This window comes from Lysinibacillus sp. YS11 (assembly GCF_002896375.1).
In the GTDB taxonomy this organism is placed as follows: Bacteria; Bacillota; Bacilli; order Bacillales_A; family Planococcaceae; genus Lysinibacillus; species Lysinibacillus capsici.
Genome location: NZ_CP026007.1, coordinates 683993 through 702064 on the forward strand (window position 1 = coordinate 683993; position 18072 = coordinate 702064).

At 37.0% G+C, this 18072-nt stretch carries 19 protein-coding genes; 15 read left to right on the forward strand and 4 right to left on the reverse strand.

The window, feature by feature from the left end; all coding sequences use genetic code 11:
• Positions 1–25: 25 nt before the first annotated feature.
• Together LBYS11_RS03120 and secA2 are read right to left on the reverse strand one after the other, a co-directional pair.
• Complete coding sequence (locus LBYS11_RS03120) at positions 26–922, reverse strand: accessory Sec system S-layer assembly protein (RefSeq protein WP_103117450.1); 897 nt, start codon at positions 920–922, stop codon at positions 26–28.
• Positions 922–3285, reverse strand: a complete 2364-nt coding sequence (secA2, locus tag LBYS11_RS03125; protein WP_103117451.1) for an accessory Sec system translocase SecA2 — start codon at positions 3283–3285, stop codon at positions 922–924. The genes LBYS11_RS03120 and secA2 overlap by 1 nt, the downstream gene beginning before the upstream one ends.
• A gap of 225 nt (positions 3286–3510) precedes the next feature.
• Between secA2 and LBYS11_RS03130 the strand changes: the two genes are divergently transcribed.
• Positions 3511–4578, forward strand: coding sequence for a glycosyltransferase family 4 protein (locus LBYS11_RS03130; protein WP_004230902.1), 1068 nt, complete (start codon positions 3511–3513; stop codon positions 4576–4578).
• Between the two features lie 238 nt (positions 4579–4816).
• Here the strand turns inward: LBYS11_RS03130 and LBYS11_RS03135 are convergent, their stop codons facing one another.
• Together LBYS11_RS03135 and LBYS11_RS03140 are read right to left on the reverse strand one after the other, a co-directional pair.
• The gene (locus LBYS11_RS03135) at positions 4817–5872 is read right to left on the reverse strand and encodes an LCP family protein (RefSeq protein WP_103117452.1); all 1056 of its coding nucleotides are present in this window, start codon (positions 5870–5872) and stop codon (positions 4817–4819) included.
• Positions 5873–6019: 147 nt separating this feature from the next.
• Positions 6020–6655, reverse strand: a complete 636-nt coding sequence (locus LBYS11_RS03140; protein WP_103117453.1) for a YigZ family protein — start codon at positions 6653–6655, stop codon at positions 6020–6022.
• A gap of 165 nt (positions 6656–6820) precedes the next feature.
• Here LBYS11_RS03140 and LBYS11_RS03145 point away from each other — a divergent pair, with 165 nt between their 5' ends.
• From LBYS11_RS03145 to csrA, 14 genes are all read left to right on the forward strand, one after another.
• A complete protein-coding gene (locus tag LBYS11_RS03145; protein WP_048392088.1) occupies positions 6821–7969 on the forward strand; it encodes a sensor histidine kinase in 1149 nt (382 codons plus the stop codon).
• Positions 7970–8004: 35 nt separating this feature from the next.
• Positions 8005–8679 carry a response regulator transcription factor gene (locus tag LBYS11_RS03150; protein WP_004227590.1) on the forward strand — a complete coding sequence of 225 codons (675 nt, stop codon included), beginning with the start codon at positions 8005–8007 and terminating at the stop codon, positions 8677–8679.
• Positions 8680–8964: 285 nt separating this feature from the next.
• Positions 8965–9510 (forward strand): DUF3225 domain-containing protein, encoded by a 546-nt coding sequence (locus tag LBYS11_RS03155; protein ID WP_004227588.1) that lies wholly within the window; start codon positions 8965–8967, stop codon positions 9508–9510.
• A gap of 248 nt (positions 9511–9758) precedes the next feature.
• Positions 9759–10601, forward strand: a complete 843-nt coding sequence (locus LBYS11_RS03160) for a DegV family protein (RefSeq protein ID WP_103117454.1) — start codon at positions 9759–9761, stop codon at positions 10599–10601.
• A 44-nt stretch (positions 10602–10645) separates the two neighbouring features.
• Complete coding sequence (locus LBYS11_RS03165) at positions 10646–12031, forward strand: ATP-dependent helicase ComFA (RefSeq protein WP_103117455.1); 1386 nt, start codon at positions 10646–10648, stop codon at positions 12029–12031.
• The gene (locus tag LBYS11_RS03170; protein WP_103117456.1) at positions 12028–12618 is read left to right on the forward strand and encodes a ComF family protein; all 591 of its coding nucleotides are present in this window, start codon (positions 12028–12030) and stop codon (positions 12616–12618) included. The genes LBYS11_RS03165 and LBYS11_RS03170 overlap by 4 nt, the downstream gene beginning before the upstream one ends.
• Before the next feature lie 78 nt (positions 12619–12696).
• On the forward strand, positions 12697–13110 hold the full coding sequence (locus tag LBYS11_RS03175) for a TIGR03826 family flagellar region protein (protein WP_066036322.1): 414 nt from the start codon (positions 12697–12699) through the stop codon (positions 13108–13110).
• 121 nt (positions 13111–13231) lie between these two features.
• Positions 13232–13492 (forward strand): flagellar biosynthesis anti-sigma factor FlgM, encoded by a 261-nt coding sequence (gene flgM / locus LBYS11_RS03180; RefSeq protein WP_016994952.1) that lies wholly within the window; start codon positions 13232–13234, stop codon positions 13490–13492.
• Positions 13493–13641: 149 nt separating this feature from the next.
• A complete protein-coding gene (gene flgN / locus LBYS11_RS03185; protein ID WP_233732396.1) occupies positions 13642–14019 on the forward strand; it encodes a flagellar export chaperone FlgN in 378 nt (125 codons plus the stop codon).
• Positions 14020–14033: 14 nt separating this feature from the next.
• Entirely contained in the window at positions 14034–15626 is a 1593-nt protein-coding gene (flgK, locus tag LBYS11_RS03190; protein ID WP_103117457.1) for a flagellar hook-associated protein FlgK, read from the forward strand.
• Positions 15627–15681: 55 nt separating this feature from the next.
• Positions 15682–16596, forward strand: coding sequence for a flagellar hook-associated protein FlgL (gene flgL, locus LBYS11_RS03195; protein ID WP_103117458.1), 915 nt, complete (start codon positions 15682–15684; stop codon positions 16594–16596).
• Between the two features lie 57 nt (positions 16597–16653).
• Positions 16654–17217: a DUF6470 family protein gene (locus LBYS11_RS03200; protein ID WP_103117459.1), complete on the forward strand. Its 564-nt coding sequence runs from the start codon at positions 16654–16656 to the stop codon at positions 17215–17217.
• A 16-nt stretch (positions 17218–17233) separates the two neighbouring features.
• Positions 17234–17677: a flagellar assembly protein FliW gene (gene fliW / locus LBYS11_RS03205; RefSeq protein ID WP_103117460.1), complete on the forward strand. Its 444-nt coding sequence runs from the start codon at positions 17234–17236 to the stop codon at positions 17675–17677.
• On the forward strand, positions 17677–17895 hold the full coding sequence (gene csrA, locus LBYS11_RS03210; RefSeq protein WP_103117461.1) for a carbon storage regulator CsrA: 219 nt from the start codon (positions 17677–17679) through the stop codon (positions 17893–17895). Before fliW ends, csrA begins: the two co-directional genes overlap by 1 nt.
• Positions 17896–18072 lie beyond the last annotated feature (177 nt).

An 18072-nucleotide genomic window follows, 5' to 3' on the forward strand; every position in this document is an offset into this window, starting at 1 on the left:
TCTACTAAAGAGAAAGGGGGGGAGGTTATTGTGTTACACGAGCTGTCCAACGAGAAAGGTCAGCGTCTTTAGCATCAACAAGCTCTGCTGGGAAAATAAATGTCCAAGGCTTTGTGGAGTTTGGTTGGACAGTTAAGATTGGATCCATTTTAAAGGAACCTTTGGCAATTTGTTTACCTGTAGCATCGACAATTTCTAATGGTAATTGTTCTAGATTGATTGCTTTATTATGTCCATTACGAATAAAGATAGATACGTTTAAATTACCATTGTCAGCTAGTTTGGCCTGTAAACCTGTGAAATTCACTTCTGTCTCACCTAGCTTTGGTAATGTTTTAACGATTTTCTCAAGTTCTTCTTTTTGTTCTGCTGGTAACTGTTTTTCCCATGATGGATCTAATTCTAATTGATGACCGCGAAGGGAAACAAGATTAAAGGCAATTTTCCAGCCATCTTCAGGAACTTCATCTACTTTAATTGTAGACTCTTCAAATTCAAATACCCATGGACGAGCACTTTCTGCTGGGATTGTACCAAGTGCTTTAAAATCGAATTTTTTAGATGCAACAAGCTCATCATTTTTATCCATAATGAAAAGCTCAATTTCACCTAGCTCAATAGCTTGAGGTAGAGAGGAACGGAAAAATGCACGAACTAACCATTTTCCACCTCGACCTTCTTCAATACTAATTGAAGAAAGCGATAATTGATTTGGTTTCAACGGCTCTAGCTCATTCGCTAGGAAGTTAAAAATGTATTTTTGCTCTTGTGGGACATCCCATTCAGGATGGAATGATAACTTTGTTTCCACATCGCGATTATCACCTGTATTTTTCGTTGTATTCCCTAGTAAATCTTTTGAGTCAATTGTGTTTTCCTGAACAACTTTATCTGATTTTTTAAAAAATGAAAATAAGCCCATTATTGTTCCTCCTGTTGTGCCTCAACTGTTTTCATGAAGCCTGTAATTTCTATAATAATAGAACGACGTAATTCTTGGAAATTTTTACCGAATAATTCTAGCCCTTCACGTTGGTAAATTCGCATTGGATCTTCTTGCTGATAATGACGTAGACCGATTCCTTCTTTTAAATGCGTCATGGCCTCTAAATGCTTAATCCAGCCGCTATCAATATGGCTAAGCATAATTTGAGGAAGTACTGCTATGACTCTTTCGTTTTCAGCGAATGTCTCCATGCGATCAAGCAGTTCTTGTTCAGAAGGTTGAATTTCAGCAAGAATTTGTTTTGTTTTTCCTATTTCTCGGTTGATTGAAACAGGTGTGATGAATAATGAGTTAAGCGCATTCTCCATTTGTTCGTAATCCCATTCAATTGGAGATACATCTTCTGGCGCGGCGTCATGAACAGCAAAATCAACCGTTTCACGTAGCATTTTCTTCAGTTCACCCATTAAATCTTCGCCAGCTAAAATTTTGTCGCGAAGTCCATAAAGAACGGTACGTTGGTCATTGATAACATCGTCTAATTTTAGGTTATATTCCCGCATGCCATATTGGGAACCTTCAACAATTCGTTGTGTTCGGTCAATAAGCTCTTGAACCTCTTTATTTTGAATAATACCCTGATCATCTACAATCATTTTTGCAGAGAATTTTTCTACTTCTTCTTTTGCGTAACGGCGGAACATATCATCTTCAATAGAGAGAATGAAGCGACTTTCGCCTACATCACCTTGACGGCCTGAACGCCCACGTAGCTGATTGTCTACACGACGGCTTTCATGCTTTTCTGTCCCAATTACATATAAACCACCAAGCTCGTGTACATCCTCACCTAACATGATATCCGTACCACGACCAGCCATGTTTGTCGCTACTGTAATACGACCTTTTTGACCTGCCTGTGAAATAAGTTCAACTTCTTGTTCAACTGTTTTTGCATTAAGTAATTGGAATGTTAATTCTTCCTTTTTTAGATAGTCAGCTACAGTTTCAGACTGTAAAATCGATGTTGTCCCAATTAAAATTGGCTGGCCTTTTTCATGACGTTTTTTAACCTCAGCTGCAACATACTTATATTTTGCTTCCTGTGTGTTAAAAATAAGATCAGGCTGATCAATACGCTGACGCGGACGGTTTGTTGGGATTTGCACAACTTCCATGCCGTATACTTCGCGAATTTCTTTTTCCTGTGTTTTCGCTGTACCCGTCATCCCGGAAAGCTTTGGATACATACGGAAATAGTTTTGAATTGTGACCTGGGCCATTGATTTATTTTCATCTGTAATCGTTACGCCTTCTTTAGCTTCAATCGCTTGATGTAAACCATCAGAAAGTGAACGACCTTCTAAAATACGACCTGTAAACATATCAACAAGCTCAATTTTGTCTTCTTTGACAATGTAATCAACATCGCGCTTAAACATCACATGTGCACGTACTGCTTGGATTACGTAATGGAAGAGTGTTTGGTGTTCTAAGTCATATAAATTATCGATATTGAAGGCAGCCTCAACCTTTTCAATACCTTTATCCGTTAGAGAAGTAGCCTTTGTTTCATCGTCAAAGTCATAATCTTCATCTTTCTTGAATCGTTTCGCTAACATAGCAGCAATGCGGTGTAATTCATCATTAGAAGGCATTTTACCTGCGATAATTAAAGGTGTTTTCGCTTCGTCGATTAATACACTATCTACTTCATCGATAATAGCGAAGTGATAAGGACGTTGTACTTTATCTGCTAAGCTATAAGCCATATTGTCACGTAGATAATCGAAGCCAAACTCAGTACCCACACCGTATGTAATATCGGCGTTATAGGCTTCTTTCTTTTCACCAGGTTCCATCATTGGTACATTTAAACCTACAGTTAAGCCAAGGAAACGATGGATTTGACCAACAAGCTCATAGTCACGCTTTGCTAGGTAATCATTAACCGTGATGACATGAACACCTTTACCTTCTAATGCACGCACATAAGAGGGAAGAGAAGCAACAAGTGTTTTACCTTCACCAGTAGGCATTTCAGCAATATTGCCTTCAGTTAATACCAGGCCACCGATAAGCTGGACATCAAAATGACGCATTCCTAATACACGCTTTGAGGCTTCGCGTACAACAGCAAATGCGTCCGGGATGATCGATGTAAGAGGCTCACCTTGTTCTAATTGATCTTTGAAAATAAAAGTCATTTCTCGTAATTCGGCATCTGACTTGTTAACATATTTTTCTTCAAGATTGTTAATTTGATCTACTATTTTGTAGTAGCGTTTTAATTGACGAGCACTAGTTTGCTCTTTATTACTTTTGAAAATTGAGAACATGAAATATACGCTCCTTTAAAGTTGTCTACATGCTAGACACTCCATTATTCTATCAAATTTTGCGAATGGTGACTACATTTGACTGTATAGGAATCTATTAATGCTAAAATGTACAAAATATTTGTGAAATCGTGGAAAATGTTTAGAAAAAGTATATTTCAATGCTTGTTCATGCTATAATCAATTTGGATTTCAATGTAGATTATATATTTGAGGAGGAGAGACATGCTTTACGTGTCTTTAATAGCAGCGTTCGTTGCATCCATTTTGTTAACTCCATTAGTGAAACGTTTAGCGTTTAGAATAGGTGCAGTTGATGCACCAAACTATCGAAAAGTACATGCTCGAATTATGCCAAGACTTGGCGGTTTAGCCATTTTCCTTGCCTTTATTATTGGCGTGACGATTTTATACTCATTTTTAGTTCATACAAAACATGGTAGTAATGAGGCTTTATTAGCTATCATTATTGGTGCTTGTATAATCGTAATCACAGGTGTTATTGATGATATGCGTGAGATTTCTGCTAAAGCAAAAATGCTTGGTCAGCTAGTTGCTGCACTGATTGTTGTTTTTGTAGGTGGTATTGAAATTGAAATGGTTAATCTACCTTTCTTAGGTACATTAGACTTTGGTTTATTGAGTATTCCATTAACGATTATTTGGATCATCGGTATTACGAATGCCATTAATTTAATTGACGGCCTTGATGGTCTAGCTGCAGGTGTTTCTACGATTGCACTGATTACATTAGCTGTCATGGCGTTTATCATGAGCAATGTGTTTGTTTTAGCGTTAGCAGCCATTTTAGCTGTAGCTTCACTTGGTTTCTTATTTTATAATTTCCACCCAGCAAAAATCTTTATGGGTGATACAGGGGCATTGTTCCTAGGATTTATGATCTCTGTGTTAGCGTTACTTGGTTTTAAAAATATTACATTCGTAGCTTTAATCATTCCAATTATTATCCTTGGTGTTCCGATTTCGGATACATTCTTTGCCATTGTTCGTCGTGTCCGCATGAAGAAGAAATGGTCTGACCCAGATAAATCACATTTACACCATCGATTACTCGATATGGGCTTTACACATCGACAAACAGTCCTAATTATCTACGGAATTGCAGTAATGTTTGGATTAGCAGCTATCATTTTCTCTATGGCAAAGGTTTGGGGAGCTATATTACTTGTAGCGGTCATCCTAACAGCTATTGAAATCTTTGTAGAGGTCATCGGATTGGCTGGTAAAAACTATAAACCATTATTAAATTTTGTACGGATATTTAGTAAATAAAATATAAGCAATCATACAATTTGTATGATTGCTTTTTTGTTGTTAAATAGGGTTACTATTAAAGTTAGACACTGAGAAACTCTTTTAAACCGATTATATATAGGGAATGGAATAGAAGGTAAACTTAAATAAGCTTGTTTATCGATTACTAGGAGGGGTAAATGAAAAGGGTAGTCAATCAATGGAGAAGTCATATAAAAAGACCATAGACAAGTTGTTTGTCTATGGTCTGAAAGCTCTATTCAGTAACTGAATTGTCATCGCTACTAGCAGCACTATCTGTTCCTGTATTGCCACTTGTTAGACTTGATGATTGTTCATTTAGGCCAAGATGGTTTTTGAAAATCTCCTTTGTTTCTTCAACAGAATCTTGATTTAACTGGTAATAATAAATACCAGTAGATGTATCATCCGTGCCATCTAATGTTAAGGAATCGATACGTGGTGCGCCTTTTGATAAATAAGATAAGAAGGACTTCATTTCAGTGAATGTCATATCTGTTTTCATATTATCACCAAGAGCTTTAATGACATCATCATATTTCGTAACGGACTTAACAGAAGCGACTTTTTTAATAATCGCAGATAGAATTTCCTGTTGACGTTTACCACGCTCAATATCATTATCTTGTTTACGTGTTCTTGCGAGTGCAAGTGCCTCACTACCATTTAAATGTTGTAAGCCTGGCTGTAAGTTAATTGTAAACTTATCAAACTCATCTAATTCATGCAATGCATATGGTACTTCAGCTTCAATACCACCTAATGCATCTACAACATCTATGAATGCATTAAAGTTCATGCGTACATAATAGTCAATAGGAATATCAAATAGTTCTTCTACAGTTTCGATCGTAGTAAGTGTTCCACCCATAGCGTGTGCATGAGTAATTTTATCTTTATAACCTACTTTAGGAATATAAACGTAAGAATCACGAGGAATGCTTAGCATTTTAATTGTATGAGTTTTGTTATTTAATGTAGCTAAAACGAGTGCATCGGAGCGTGAATGATCCGAACCTTGCCCTCGATTGTCACTATCATCAACACCTACAAATAAAATAGAGACATTGTCTTGTACAGGCTCTACTTTCTCTACACGTTGCGTTGAAACCTCTCGACCTTCTAACTCCTCATATGCTGAGTCTGCAGCATGCTCTACCTGTTTAGTAAGGTAAACAGCATAAGCCGTTACACAAATCACCAAGCTTGCAACTAGGAGTAGTGTAACTTTTATAATTAAGGAAGCTTTAGAAGACCTCTTTTTAGTCGGACTAACAGATCTTTTTTTCATAATAGATATATTCTCCTCTAATTATTGGGAATAATAATGCGATAAAGCTAAATTTTATTCAATTTTAACTAAGTAATTGTGTGGACAATAAAATAGCTTAACAAAAAAATTATACTATGCATATTTAGTTTCGACAATTAAAACTATTTAATTGACAATAAATTCTACAAATTGAGCATCTTCGAAAGTGATGGTAGCCTGTCCATTTGTCATTTCTGTTATCCAACTTCGGAACTGTTCTTCTTCCTCTTTTAGCACAGAAACAATGATTTCAACACCCTCCAAATAACGTATTTCCTCTAAAGAATATGATGAACTTCTTATTTCATTTTCGACTTTTCCTAGCCATGTATAATCAATAGCTACTTTCATGACATGATGCAATTTACGTTCAACTATCTGTGCAGCAGTTAATCCCTCTGTAGTTGCTTTTCCATAAGCACGAATAAGGCCACCACCACCGAGCTTAATGCCTCCAAAATAGCGGGTAACAACAACGACCGTATCTTTTAACCCTTGTTTTTTTAAGACCTCTAACATAGGGACGCCTGCAGTACCACTAGGTTCCCCATCATCATTTGCCTTTTGAATATGATCATGCTCTCCAATAATATATGCAGAGCAGTTATGTGTTGCATTATGATGCAATTTTTTTATACCATCTATAAAAGAAATTGCATCCTCTTCCGTTTCTGCACGTTCTATATAAGTGAGAAAGCGAGATTTGGAAATGACAATTTCGCTTTCACCATATCCTTTTACTGTTAAATAGTTTTCTCTCATTCGTATCAATCTCCTTTTAACTAGAGTTCTATTCTATAATTTTCATGAAGAAAAAGCATTAAATTTTAGCATGGTAATGCTATAATAGGTGTAGACTATGGAATATGTGATTTTAGTCTATTAAATTAGTAAGTAATCATAAGACATTAGACTGGGGAGTATACTATGTTTTCAAATGATACCTTCGATTTAAAGTCGCTTGATGACATTTTTAATCGAATGTTAGATACAATCATGAGCTCAAAGGATGATATCTTTATTATAAGTGAACAAAGCCGCAGAAGCTTTGAAGATATGCAAAAAGAGCTTGAAATTGTTCGAAAACAAATATCAATCGTAATTGATGATGGCGATGCATTGGAAAAAAGTACGCAGCTTGCTAAGCAACGACTTGTGCTAGTGAGTAAAGCTTTTGATAATTATACCGAAGAACAAGTTAGAGAAGCCTATGAAACTGCACATGATTTTCAAGTAAAGCTCTCCGTTATTAGAACACAAGAAAAACAGCTACGGGATAAAAGAGATGATCTAGAGAGAAGATTAAGAGGATTACTCGATACGATTGAACGTGCTGATCATATTGTTAATCAGGTAAATGTCGTTTTGAATTACTTAACTTCAGATTTAAGAAATGTTGGTTTAGCCCTTGAACAAGCAAAAATGAAACAGGATTTTGGGATACGTATTATTGCAGCTCAAGAGGAAGAGCGTAAGCGTTTATCAAGAGAGATTCATGATGGACCTGCTCAAATGCTTGCAAATGTCCTTATGCGCACTGATTTAATAGATAGAACGTATCGTGAAAAAGGTATTGAAAAGGCTTTGGCTGAAATTGCCGATTTAAAGAAAACGGTGCGTAATGCTTTATCTGAGGTGCGACGTATTATTTATGATCTACGACCAATGGCACTTGATGATTTGGGAATTATTCCGACATTAAAGAAGTATTTATCGACAGTGACTGAATATAATCCAGGTGTTGAAATTCATTTCCAATCGAGAAGTACAGAAAAACGTATACCTTCAAATTATGAAGTATCCATTTTCCGATTAGTACAAGAATGTGTAACCAACGCCATGAAGCATGGAAAGTGTAAAGACATTTGGGTAAAGCTTGAATGGTTAAAAGATGCCGTCAACATTGTTGTAAAAGATGATGGCATAGGCTTCGACCCACAAGTAGTGAAAGATCATTCCTTTGGGATTTTAGGAATGAAAGAACGTATTGAAATTTTAAATGGTACAATCACCATTACGAGTGAAATCAATCGAGGGACAACGGTGTTATTTAAAATACCGTTAGAAGTAGAATGATGTAACTGTCGCAGAAATCTAGGGGGTAAAGACAAATGACAAAGATTATTATTGTAGACGATCACCAGCTATTCCGCGAAGGAGTAAAACGCATTTTAGATTTTGAAGATACGTTTGATGTAGTAGCAGAAGGTGACGATGGTACAGATGTTGTTACGTTATACGCTGAAAACGAACCAGATGTTGTACTTATGGATATTAACATGCCAGGCAAAAATGGAGTAGAAGCAACGGCAGAGTTAATTACTGAATTTCCAGATGCAAAAGTGATTATGTTGTCTATACATGACGATGAAACATATGTTACGCATGCATTAAAATCAGGTGCTCTTGGCTATATGTTAAAAGAGATGGATGCAGATGAAATCGTTGAGGCGATTAAAGTTGTTGCCAACGGCGGTTCTTATTTACACCCAAAAGTAACGAAAAACCTAGTAGCAGAATTCAAGCGACTTTCAGAACATGAAAATAAAGGAAACTTCCATCAAACTGAAATTCGTCGTCCATTCCATTTGCTAACTAAGCGTGAATGTGAAGTATTACAATTATTAACAGATGGTCAATCAAACCGTACAATCGGTGAGACACTGTTTATCTCTGAAAAAACAGTTAAAAACCACGTATCAAGTATTCTACAAAAAATGAATGTTAATGACCGTACACAAGCAGTTGTAACAGCCATTAAAAATGGCTGGGTTGAAGTACGTTAATTGCTAAAACTGTTTTTAAAAGCTACTTTTTATTGAAGTAGTTTTTAAAACAGTTTTTTATTGTTTTTTGGTAATAATTTGTATTGGGCTTACATGATGAAGAACAGGTCATTCACAATTTTGTAACATTACTAATCATTAGTATGAATATGATAACTAGCAATTCATGCAACATTTTACAGCCTAATGCGTCATAAGGAAGATGTAGCACTTAAATGTTGAAAATGCACAACAAAATTCCTACGAAAGCATTTATATGCTACAATATGCGCGGGAGGTTTTTTGATGTTAAAGAAAAGTTTTCTAGCAGTTCTAATCTTATTAGTGTTAACTGCCTGTGGTAATAAAGATGAGAAGATGAGTGATGAAGAACGAGATAAAGTAATAGAGGATGGTACAGTTGGCTTTGAAATGATGGGTGGAAACGTAGAAAAGGCTGATAATGTACCAGCGGAAGATGAAAAGGCAATTTTAGCATCTTTTGATGAGTATATTGCTGCATTAAATGCTGAAGAAATTGATCGTTATATGAATACAATCTCGAAAAATCCAAAGGGTTTTAAATACGATGAAGAAAAAACATATGCATCAGAAGTATTTGATCAATTTGATATTAAGCGTGAAGTAGAAAATGTAACAATTGCAAAGTATGAATCGGAAGAGGCGCAAGTATTTGCCAACATGAAAATGCACTCACTCCAGCTTGAGACAAATGTCGAACATGAAAGTGCAGGACGTCAGGTAACAGTCTTTGTGAAAGAGGACAATGATTGGAAAGTAACAAGTGTCTTTTATATTGGTGACGACTCACAGTCAAGTACAGGAAATTAACAGAAGCTATCTTCATTCAACATAACAATTGAGTGAAGATATGCCTATTATACATAGACAATGAATGTGAAATGGAAGCTAGCTTACTAGCACAACTCTAGAAGGGCGAGAACGGGAATCCGACGTTCGTCATTCATTTCACATTCATTTCTTTTTGTTTTCCGTAGTTTATGCAAAAGCGACAGCAACAACAATTGCACCAAGTAGAAATAGATTGTAAACTAAAAATTATAGGAGAGTGGACATGGATGAGGACGGCAATCGTAACAGATAGTACTGCATATATTACAGCTGAGGAACGTGCACGCTTAAACATTCACATGATACCTTTAAGTGTTAATATCTCAGGTCAATTATTTGCAGAAGAAGTAGATATCACAGCATCTGAATTTTATGATAAGGTGCGTGGAGCTAAAGAATTTCCTAAAACAACACAACCTCCAATTGGAGAATTTGTTGCTCTTTTTGATGAGCTAGCAAAGGATTACGATGAGATAATTTCTATCCATTTATCGAGTGGTATTAGTGGAACATACCAAGGTGCAGTGCAGGCCGGTGAAATGGTGGAAGGTATTAATGTTTATGCCTTTGACAGTGAAATATCCTGTGCTGTTCAAGGCTTTTACGTATTAAGAGCAGCGGAAATGGCGAAAGAGGGCCATTCAGCAAAAGACATACTTGCAGCATTAGCGGACATGCAGCAGTTTATTCGTGCTTACTTCATTGTAGACGACTTAGCACATTTACAGCGTGGTGGGCGTTTATCTTCTGCCGCAGCATTAATCGGTGGCTTATTACAAGTAAAGCCTGTTTTACATTTTGTGGATAAGGTAATTGTACCTTTCGAAAAAATCCGAACACGTAAAAAGGCATTAAAGCGTGCGGAAGAATTGCTAGCAGAGGATGCAAAAAAGTATGCAGCGATGGACGCTGTTGTCATTCACGGAAATTGCCCTGCTGAAGCCCAAGAATGGCTAGAGCAATTAGCCGCAACGTACCCAAACATAAACTTTAAATTGAGCTATTTTGGTCCTGTTATTGGTACTCATTTGGGTGAAGGGTCAATGGGATTAGGATGGACAAAAAAATAACGAATTGTGAGAAGTCTCTACAGCAAAAGTAGAGGCTTTTTTCTATGAAAGGGGAGGTTTTAATGAGATTTAGGGGTTGGTTGTTGCCCCCAGCATTACGTGATTTTCATGAAGGGCGCATTTGGTTAAAAGAACATTCGCCATTTTCATCTGAAGATATTGAGAAAGCAATAAAGCGAAAATACGTCAGTATAATAGAAGGAATTCAAATAAAGCCAGCTATGAAATGCAATCGTTGTCACAATACAGACCCGCACTTATTCACAAAATTCCATTGCTCAAAATGTCAGCAACAATGTGTGTACTGCCGACACTGTATTAAAATGGGGAGAGTAAGTAGCTGTACAAAATTGATGATTTGGACAGGTCCCAAGACGATAAAAATTAACAAGCATTCATTAAAATGGGCAGGGCAATACACCGAACTACAGCAACAGGCTGCTAATGAAACCTTGGCAAGTGTGAAAGCAAAACGCTCCCATTTAATTCATGCAGTTTGCGGTGCAGGCAAAACAGAGCTACTTTTTCCTACTGTCTATGATGCATTAAAGAGAGGGCTACGTGTTTGTATTGCTACACCACGGACAGATGTAGTGTTAGAACTGTATCCACGCTTTCAAGAGGCTTTTCCGGATACAGTTATTCATGCTTTATACGGTGGAGCACCTCACCAAAATGGCTATGCACAGCTTGTTATAGCAACAACCCATCAGCTCTACCGATTTGATAAGGCATTTGATGTCATTATTGTAGATGAGGCAGATGCTTTTCCTTATACATTTGATGAAACTCTACAAAGAGCAGTAGATAAGGCTAAAAAGGAAAATGCTCCTCTGGTATTTGTGACAGCAACCCCATCAGCATCATTACTCCATACTTTCCAGCAAGAAAGCTACTCTTTTATTCCAAAACGCTATCATAATCATCCATTACCAGTCCCACAAGTTCGTTCTTTATGGAGCTATAATAAATGCTTTAAGCGAGGTAAAATCCCTAAAAGGTTAAAAAAGTGGGTGGAGGAGCGCTTACACCAAAAGGAACCCTTTTTACTATTTTTCCCGACAATTGACTTAATGAAACGTGCAACTCCTCTTTTTCAAGGGTTAAATGAAGACATATTAGCTGTGCATGCAGCTGACCCAGAGCGGAAGGTGAAGGTGTTAAAGCTACGAAATAAAGAAGTTCCGGGCTTATTAACCACTACGATATTAGAAAGAGGCATTACAATCAGCAATGTACAGGTGGCTGTTATTGGGGCAGAATCATTGATTTTTACCTCCAATGCCCTCATTCAGATTGCAGGTCGAGTTGGACGAGATGTTCAATTTCCTGATGGGGACGTCCTATTCTTTTATCACGGCATCACAGCAGAGATGGATGAGGCATGCGCAAAAATTCAATTTTATAATAAGAAGGGATTTTCTGAATGAATAAAATAGAATCTCATTGTTTAATATGCACACAGCCATTAAAAATAACTATTTCCTGGAAAATGATTCTAACCAAGCAATTCTCGCCGACTATATGTGAAAGATGTGCCGCTCGTTTTGTACCTTCTCAATCTACTACATCCCTTTATCAATATAATGAGGCGATGAAGGATTACTTACACCAGTTAAAGTTTCTTCAAGATGTGGCTCTTGCAAAGGTATTTCGGCAGGAGCTCTATGATCGTTTCAATAAAGAAAAAGCGATTATTCTCCCCATTCCGATGCATCCTCTCAAGCAACAGGAGCGTACTTTCTCGCATACTGATGAACTATTAAAAGCGGCTCATATTCCCTTTATTCAATTATTAGAAAAGACAACGACAGAAACACAAAGCTCCAAAAATAGAGAGCAGCGAATACAGGCAGCTCCACTTTTTTGCTTAAAGAAGGGAGCACAAGTTGAACATAAAAATTATCTTCTTTTTGACGATATAAAAACTACAGGGACAACTCTAGAGCATGCTACAACTGTTTTAATGCAGGCGGGTGCTAAAAATGTCCAATACTTCACATTAATTGAAGGATGAAAATACCAATGCATTATGTATAATAGTTAATGAGACAGCATTCGTAGATAAAATTGCTAGAAAGAGGAGGAAAGGCCAATGGCAGAGGTTCGTAATTGTCCGAAATGTAATGAGTTTTTTAATTATACAGGAGTCCGAGAAGTGTGTCATAAGTGTGCACAATCAGAGGAGGAGCTTTATCAAATTGTTTATCGTTTCTTACGTAAACGTGAAAACCGTGCGGCAACTGTAGAACGTATTGTGGAAGCCACGGGAGCGGCAGAGGAGCTATTGTATAAATGGGTTCGTAAGGGTCGCCTGCAGCCAGCCATGTTCCCTAACCTTGGCTATCCATGTGATAACTGTGGTCATCTGACAACAACCGGTAAACTTTGTGCAAAATGCCAGGATGAATTAAAGGCAGACTTACGTACATTTGAAGCAGCTAAGGAATTCCGCGACAGTGTAGAGCAGCGTGATCGTGTAACCTATCACTCAGAGCGTAAACGTTAATTACTCCAAGTGTGTTAATTTTAAACAAAATTAGCACACTTTTTTCTATGTGAAAACTTAACATTATGTGAGACAATCCGAAATAATAGTAAGATAGGATTTAGAGATGGGGGGTATTGAAATGAAAATTACATCTTATGGAGTTAATGCAGTAAACGCCTATAAAAACCAAGTACGCAATGCAAAATCAAATACAAACAAGGCATCTTTCGCCGATAAAATTGAAATTTCAAAGGCTGCGCAGGAAATGCAGGGTGTTTCAACATACAGCACAGAGCGAGCAAACCATGTTCAACAGTTGAAAAAGGATATCGCTTCTGGGGAATACAAAGTAGACGCTCGTAAAGTGGCAGAGGATATGCTGAAATATTATCGTTTCTAGGGAATAGCAGAAAGGGTGTATAACGATATGTCTGTAGAAGCAATTAGTTCTACACTAACAATGCTAGAGAGAATGCATAAAAGCTTACTCGAACTAGCCTTTAAAAAACAGAAATTATTAAAAGTGGCGATATCGAAGCTTTAGACCAATTGCTCAAGGACGAGCAGGCGCATGTAGCAGCCATCGATAAGCTCGAGCAACAGCGTCAGAAACAGGTAACGGACTACCTTGAAGCAAAGGGACTTGCTTCAGCTGACAAAACAACTGTCGCAGATATCATCGAGGCTGCTGAACAACAAGCTGACAAAGCAACACTATCAGCAGTTCGCGAACGTTTAATGCAAATTATCAATGACCTACGAAAACAAAATGATTTAAATCAAAAACTCGTTTTCCAATCACTACAAATTGTTAACTTAACACTAGACGCCGTAAGACCTCGCACAGAGCAAATGAACTACTCTAGCAACGAGGTCCTCGGAACAAACAATATAGCTAAAAAATCATATTTCGATTCACAAGCATAAAAGGAGGAAGAAACATGCGCTCAACATTTATGGGCTTAGAAGCAAGCAAACGTGGCCTCTTTGTACAACAAACAGCTTTATATACAACAGGACATAATATTTCTAATGCAAACACTTTAGGCTACTCTCGCCAACGAGTAAACATGCAAGCAACACCAGGCTTTCCAACGGCTGGGTTGAACCAACCTACTTATCCAGGGCACCTTGGTACAGGAGTTGAAGCAAGTTCGATCCAGCGTATTCGCAGTGAGTTTATTGATCGCCAATATCGTCAAGAAACGAATAAATTTGGCTATTGGGAATCTAGAACAAATGCTATTGCACAAATGGAAGATGTCATGAATGAACCTTCGGAATTTGGCTTAGATAAAGCTTTTGAACAGTTTTGGAAGGGACTCGAAGATGTTGGGACAAAACCAGCAGACGCAGCTTCACGTCAAGTAGCTATTAGACGTGCTGAGCACTTAGCCGAATCTTTTAATTATCTTGATAAACAATTAAAAATGATTCAGGGCAATCTTGGAAATGAACTTAATGTTTCGACCACTCAAATTAATACCATCCTAAAACAGATTGCAGCTGTTAATAAACAGATTCAAGAGGTTGAACCTAGTGGACATGTACCAAATGATTTATATGATGTTCGTGATACTTTAGTTGACAAATTAAATGAATATATCCCAGTATCGATTGAACGTATTCCTTCAGGTGGTTTAGCATCAGAGGTTGCAGAGGGAAGCTTAAAAATTACATTTAAAGGGACAGATGGTGTTGTCAGAGATCTAGTAAATGGCAAAGACTTTGCTCAATTTACAGCAATGGGTACCACTGGTACTAAAGTGACAGGCGACGATATTACAAATTCGTTCTCTGAATTACGATTAACAGGATTGGAATCTTTAGATGCGCATGAAGCAGGTGCTGTCACTAGTACACAAGCAGCTATTAAACAGCAAGACTTTGAAGCATCAAAAGGAAAATTACTATCATTAATTAATTCATATGGTTATCAAAGTGCGGGTGGCGATATTAAAGGATATTATCCAGAGACATTAGAAAAATTAGATCAATTAGCCAATGCATTTATTAAAGAATTCAACGCGCAGCACGCAAAAGGTTATACTCTTGAAGAGAAAGATGCAAATGGAAACATCATTAATGCTTCTGTTGCAGGGGGCGTATTCTTTGAAGGAACTGGTGCTGGTGGAATCAAAGTTAATGAAAATATATCTAAAAATCCAAACCTTTTAGCCGCATCATCTGATCCAACAGAAGAAGGAAATGGTAAGAATGCTTACGAACTTGCAAATATGCAACATAAATTATATGCAGATATAGATAACGCAAGTTTACAATCTTTTTATCAAGCAATGGTTGGAAAAGTTGGTGTAGACGGTGAAGAAGCTTTACGTTTAGCCGCTACGTCTGAATCCCAACGCCTAATGGTATCTAATAGTCGCGATGCTGTAAGTGCTGTTTCTTTAGATGAAGAAATGACAAATATGATTACGTTCCAACAGGCATACAATGCAAATGCACGTATGATTACGGTTGTCGATGAAACATTGGATAAAATCATTAATGGTATGGGCCGAGTTGGTCTTTAACAATAATATATAGAGACATTTCTCTTAGACTATCAAGAAGGAGGGTTTTTTCAGAATGCGTGTAACACAATCTATGCTTTCAAATAACATGCTACGCAATTTAAATAACAGCTACGGTAAAATGTCAAAGCTCCAAGATCAAATAAACTCTGGTTCAAAAATTACTCGTCCATCAGATGACCCAGTAATAGCAGTAAAAGGAATGGGGTATCGCCGAGATTTAGCTAAAGTAGAACAATATACTCGTAATATGATTACAGCAAGTAGCTGGTTAGATTCAACGGATGAATCACTTAACCAAGTTGGTGAGCAAATGAAACGAGTTCGTGAACTTGTTATACAAGCTGCTAATGATACAAACACACCTGAAGAACGTGAAAAAATGAAAATGGAGATTGACCAAATTCGTCAGCAACTTCAGGATGTAGGTAATACGAATATTGGTGGTAGTTACATATTTAGTGGAACCAATACAAACCAGCCACTGTTTATATCTGGAGGAAGTGGTAAAGTAATTGATCCTACTATAAACAATAACACTGTGAATATTGAGATATATGATGGTATTCAAATCCCAGTTAATACACCTGGAAAAGATTTGTTTAAGAATATAGATGATATGATGGGGAAAATTTCTGACTTATTAGGTGACCCAACAAAAACAGGTGCGGAAATTGGAGATTTGCTTGGTGGCGTATCGTCCTCCAGTACAAATGATGATATCTTAACAATGCACAATAAAGTTCTAGAGGCACAAGCTGATATAGGTGCCCGTCAAAATCGTGTTGAGATGATGGAAAATCGTCTAGGTATCCGTGAAGTAAATGTTACAAAACAACTAAGAGATAATGAGTCTGTCGATTATTCAAAAGCTATTACCGAAATGGTGACACATGAATCAATTCATCAGGCTGCACTTTCAGTAGGTTCTAAAATTATTCAACAAACACTAGTGGACTTTATTCGCTAATATAATTTAGGCGTTTGAACATTTTGTTCAGACGCTTTTCTTAAAGGAGAAATGTTAATGAGACTCCCTCAAATCCAAATACGGACAACAGATGCAAAAATAGATCTGCACATTGCAAAACCACAACAGCATATTGAACAGCCTAAAGCTACACAGCATATCAAACAGCCTTCTGCTATTTTAGATATAAATACAACAAGAAGTGTTTTGAGGATTGACTCTTCACAGGCAAGAAGAGATATAGGGATGATTGGCCCTTTGGAATCCAGTAAGAATTATGCTGAAAAGGGTAAACAAGAGGCATTGAAAGGTATGGCACGTAGAGCAAGAGAGGGTAGACAAATGATGGATAGTGCTGGTAAAGATCAAGGTGGATCTATAATTCAAAATATTGCAAAACAAAATCATGGTCCACATCGTACTCCGTTCAATATTAAATTTGTCCCTTCAATAGGTTCTGTAAAAATCGACTTTACGCCTGGCACAACTGATGTCAATATTCAGCGTAGGGAACCAATAATCGACACAAAAGTGAACAAACCAATTCACGAATACAAACCAGGGAAAGTAACTGGTACAATGGTACAAAGGCCAGAAGTTGACATTGATGTCATCATTTAAAGGAGTGTAGGGAAATATGAAAATAGCTACTAAATTTTTAGGAGAAGTCGATATTGCTGAACAAGATATCCTGACATTTGAACAGGGCTTACTAGGATTAGAGGAAGAAAAAGAATTTGTATTGCTACCAATCGATGCAGATCTGCCACTTGCACTATTACAATCTGTTCTACATATGGAAATTGGTTTTGTTGTTGCCTATCCTTTTGCATTCAAAAAAGATTATAGCTTTGATATTAGCGAAGAGGATCGCGAACAATTACAGATTGAAAAGGAAGAAGATGTACTTCCATACTCCATTGTCACAATGAAGGAAACTTTCCAAGACTCTACGATTAACTTATTAGCTCCCGTTATATTAAATATGGCTAAAAAACGAGGCAAGCAAATCGTTCTCCAAGACAATAAAGCCTTTCCTCTACGCTATCCAATGCAACCATTGGAAGGAAGTGCGAAATAATGTTAGTACTCTCACGTAAAAAAGATGAATCGATTATGATAGGCGATCAAATCGAAATTAAAATATTAGCTGTCGAAGGTGACCAAATTAAACTTGGTATAGTCGCACCCAAAACAGTTAAAGTACATCGCTCAGAAGTTTTTGAAGCAATTCAAGCTCAAAATAAGGAAGCGCTTGCTTCATCTTCAAGTTTTTTAGAACATCTGAAGAAAAAATAAAATAATAGCTACCCAAATCTACATAAAAAATAAAAAAATTTTAAATAAACTATTAAACTTTTCCAACTACTAAACGATATATAGATTGTAGGGAAAGGGAGGTACATACATACAACCCAAACCGACAATATTTCACACGGACGTGGAGTAAAAAACAAACATTCAAGGAGGAATTCC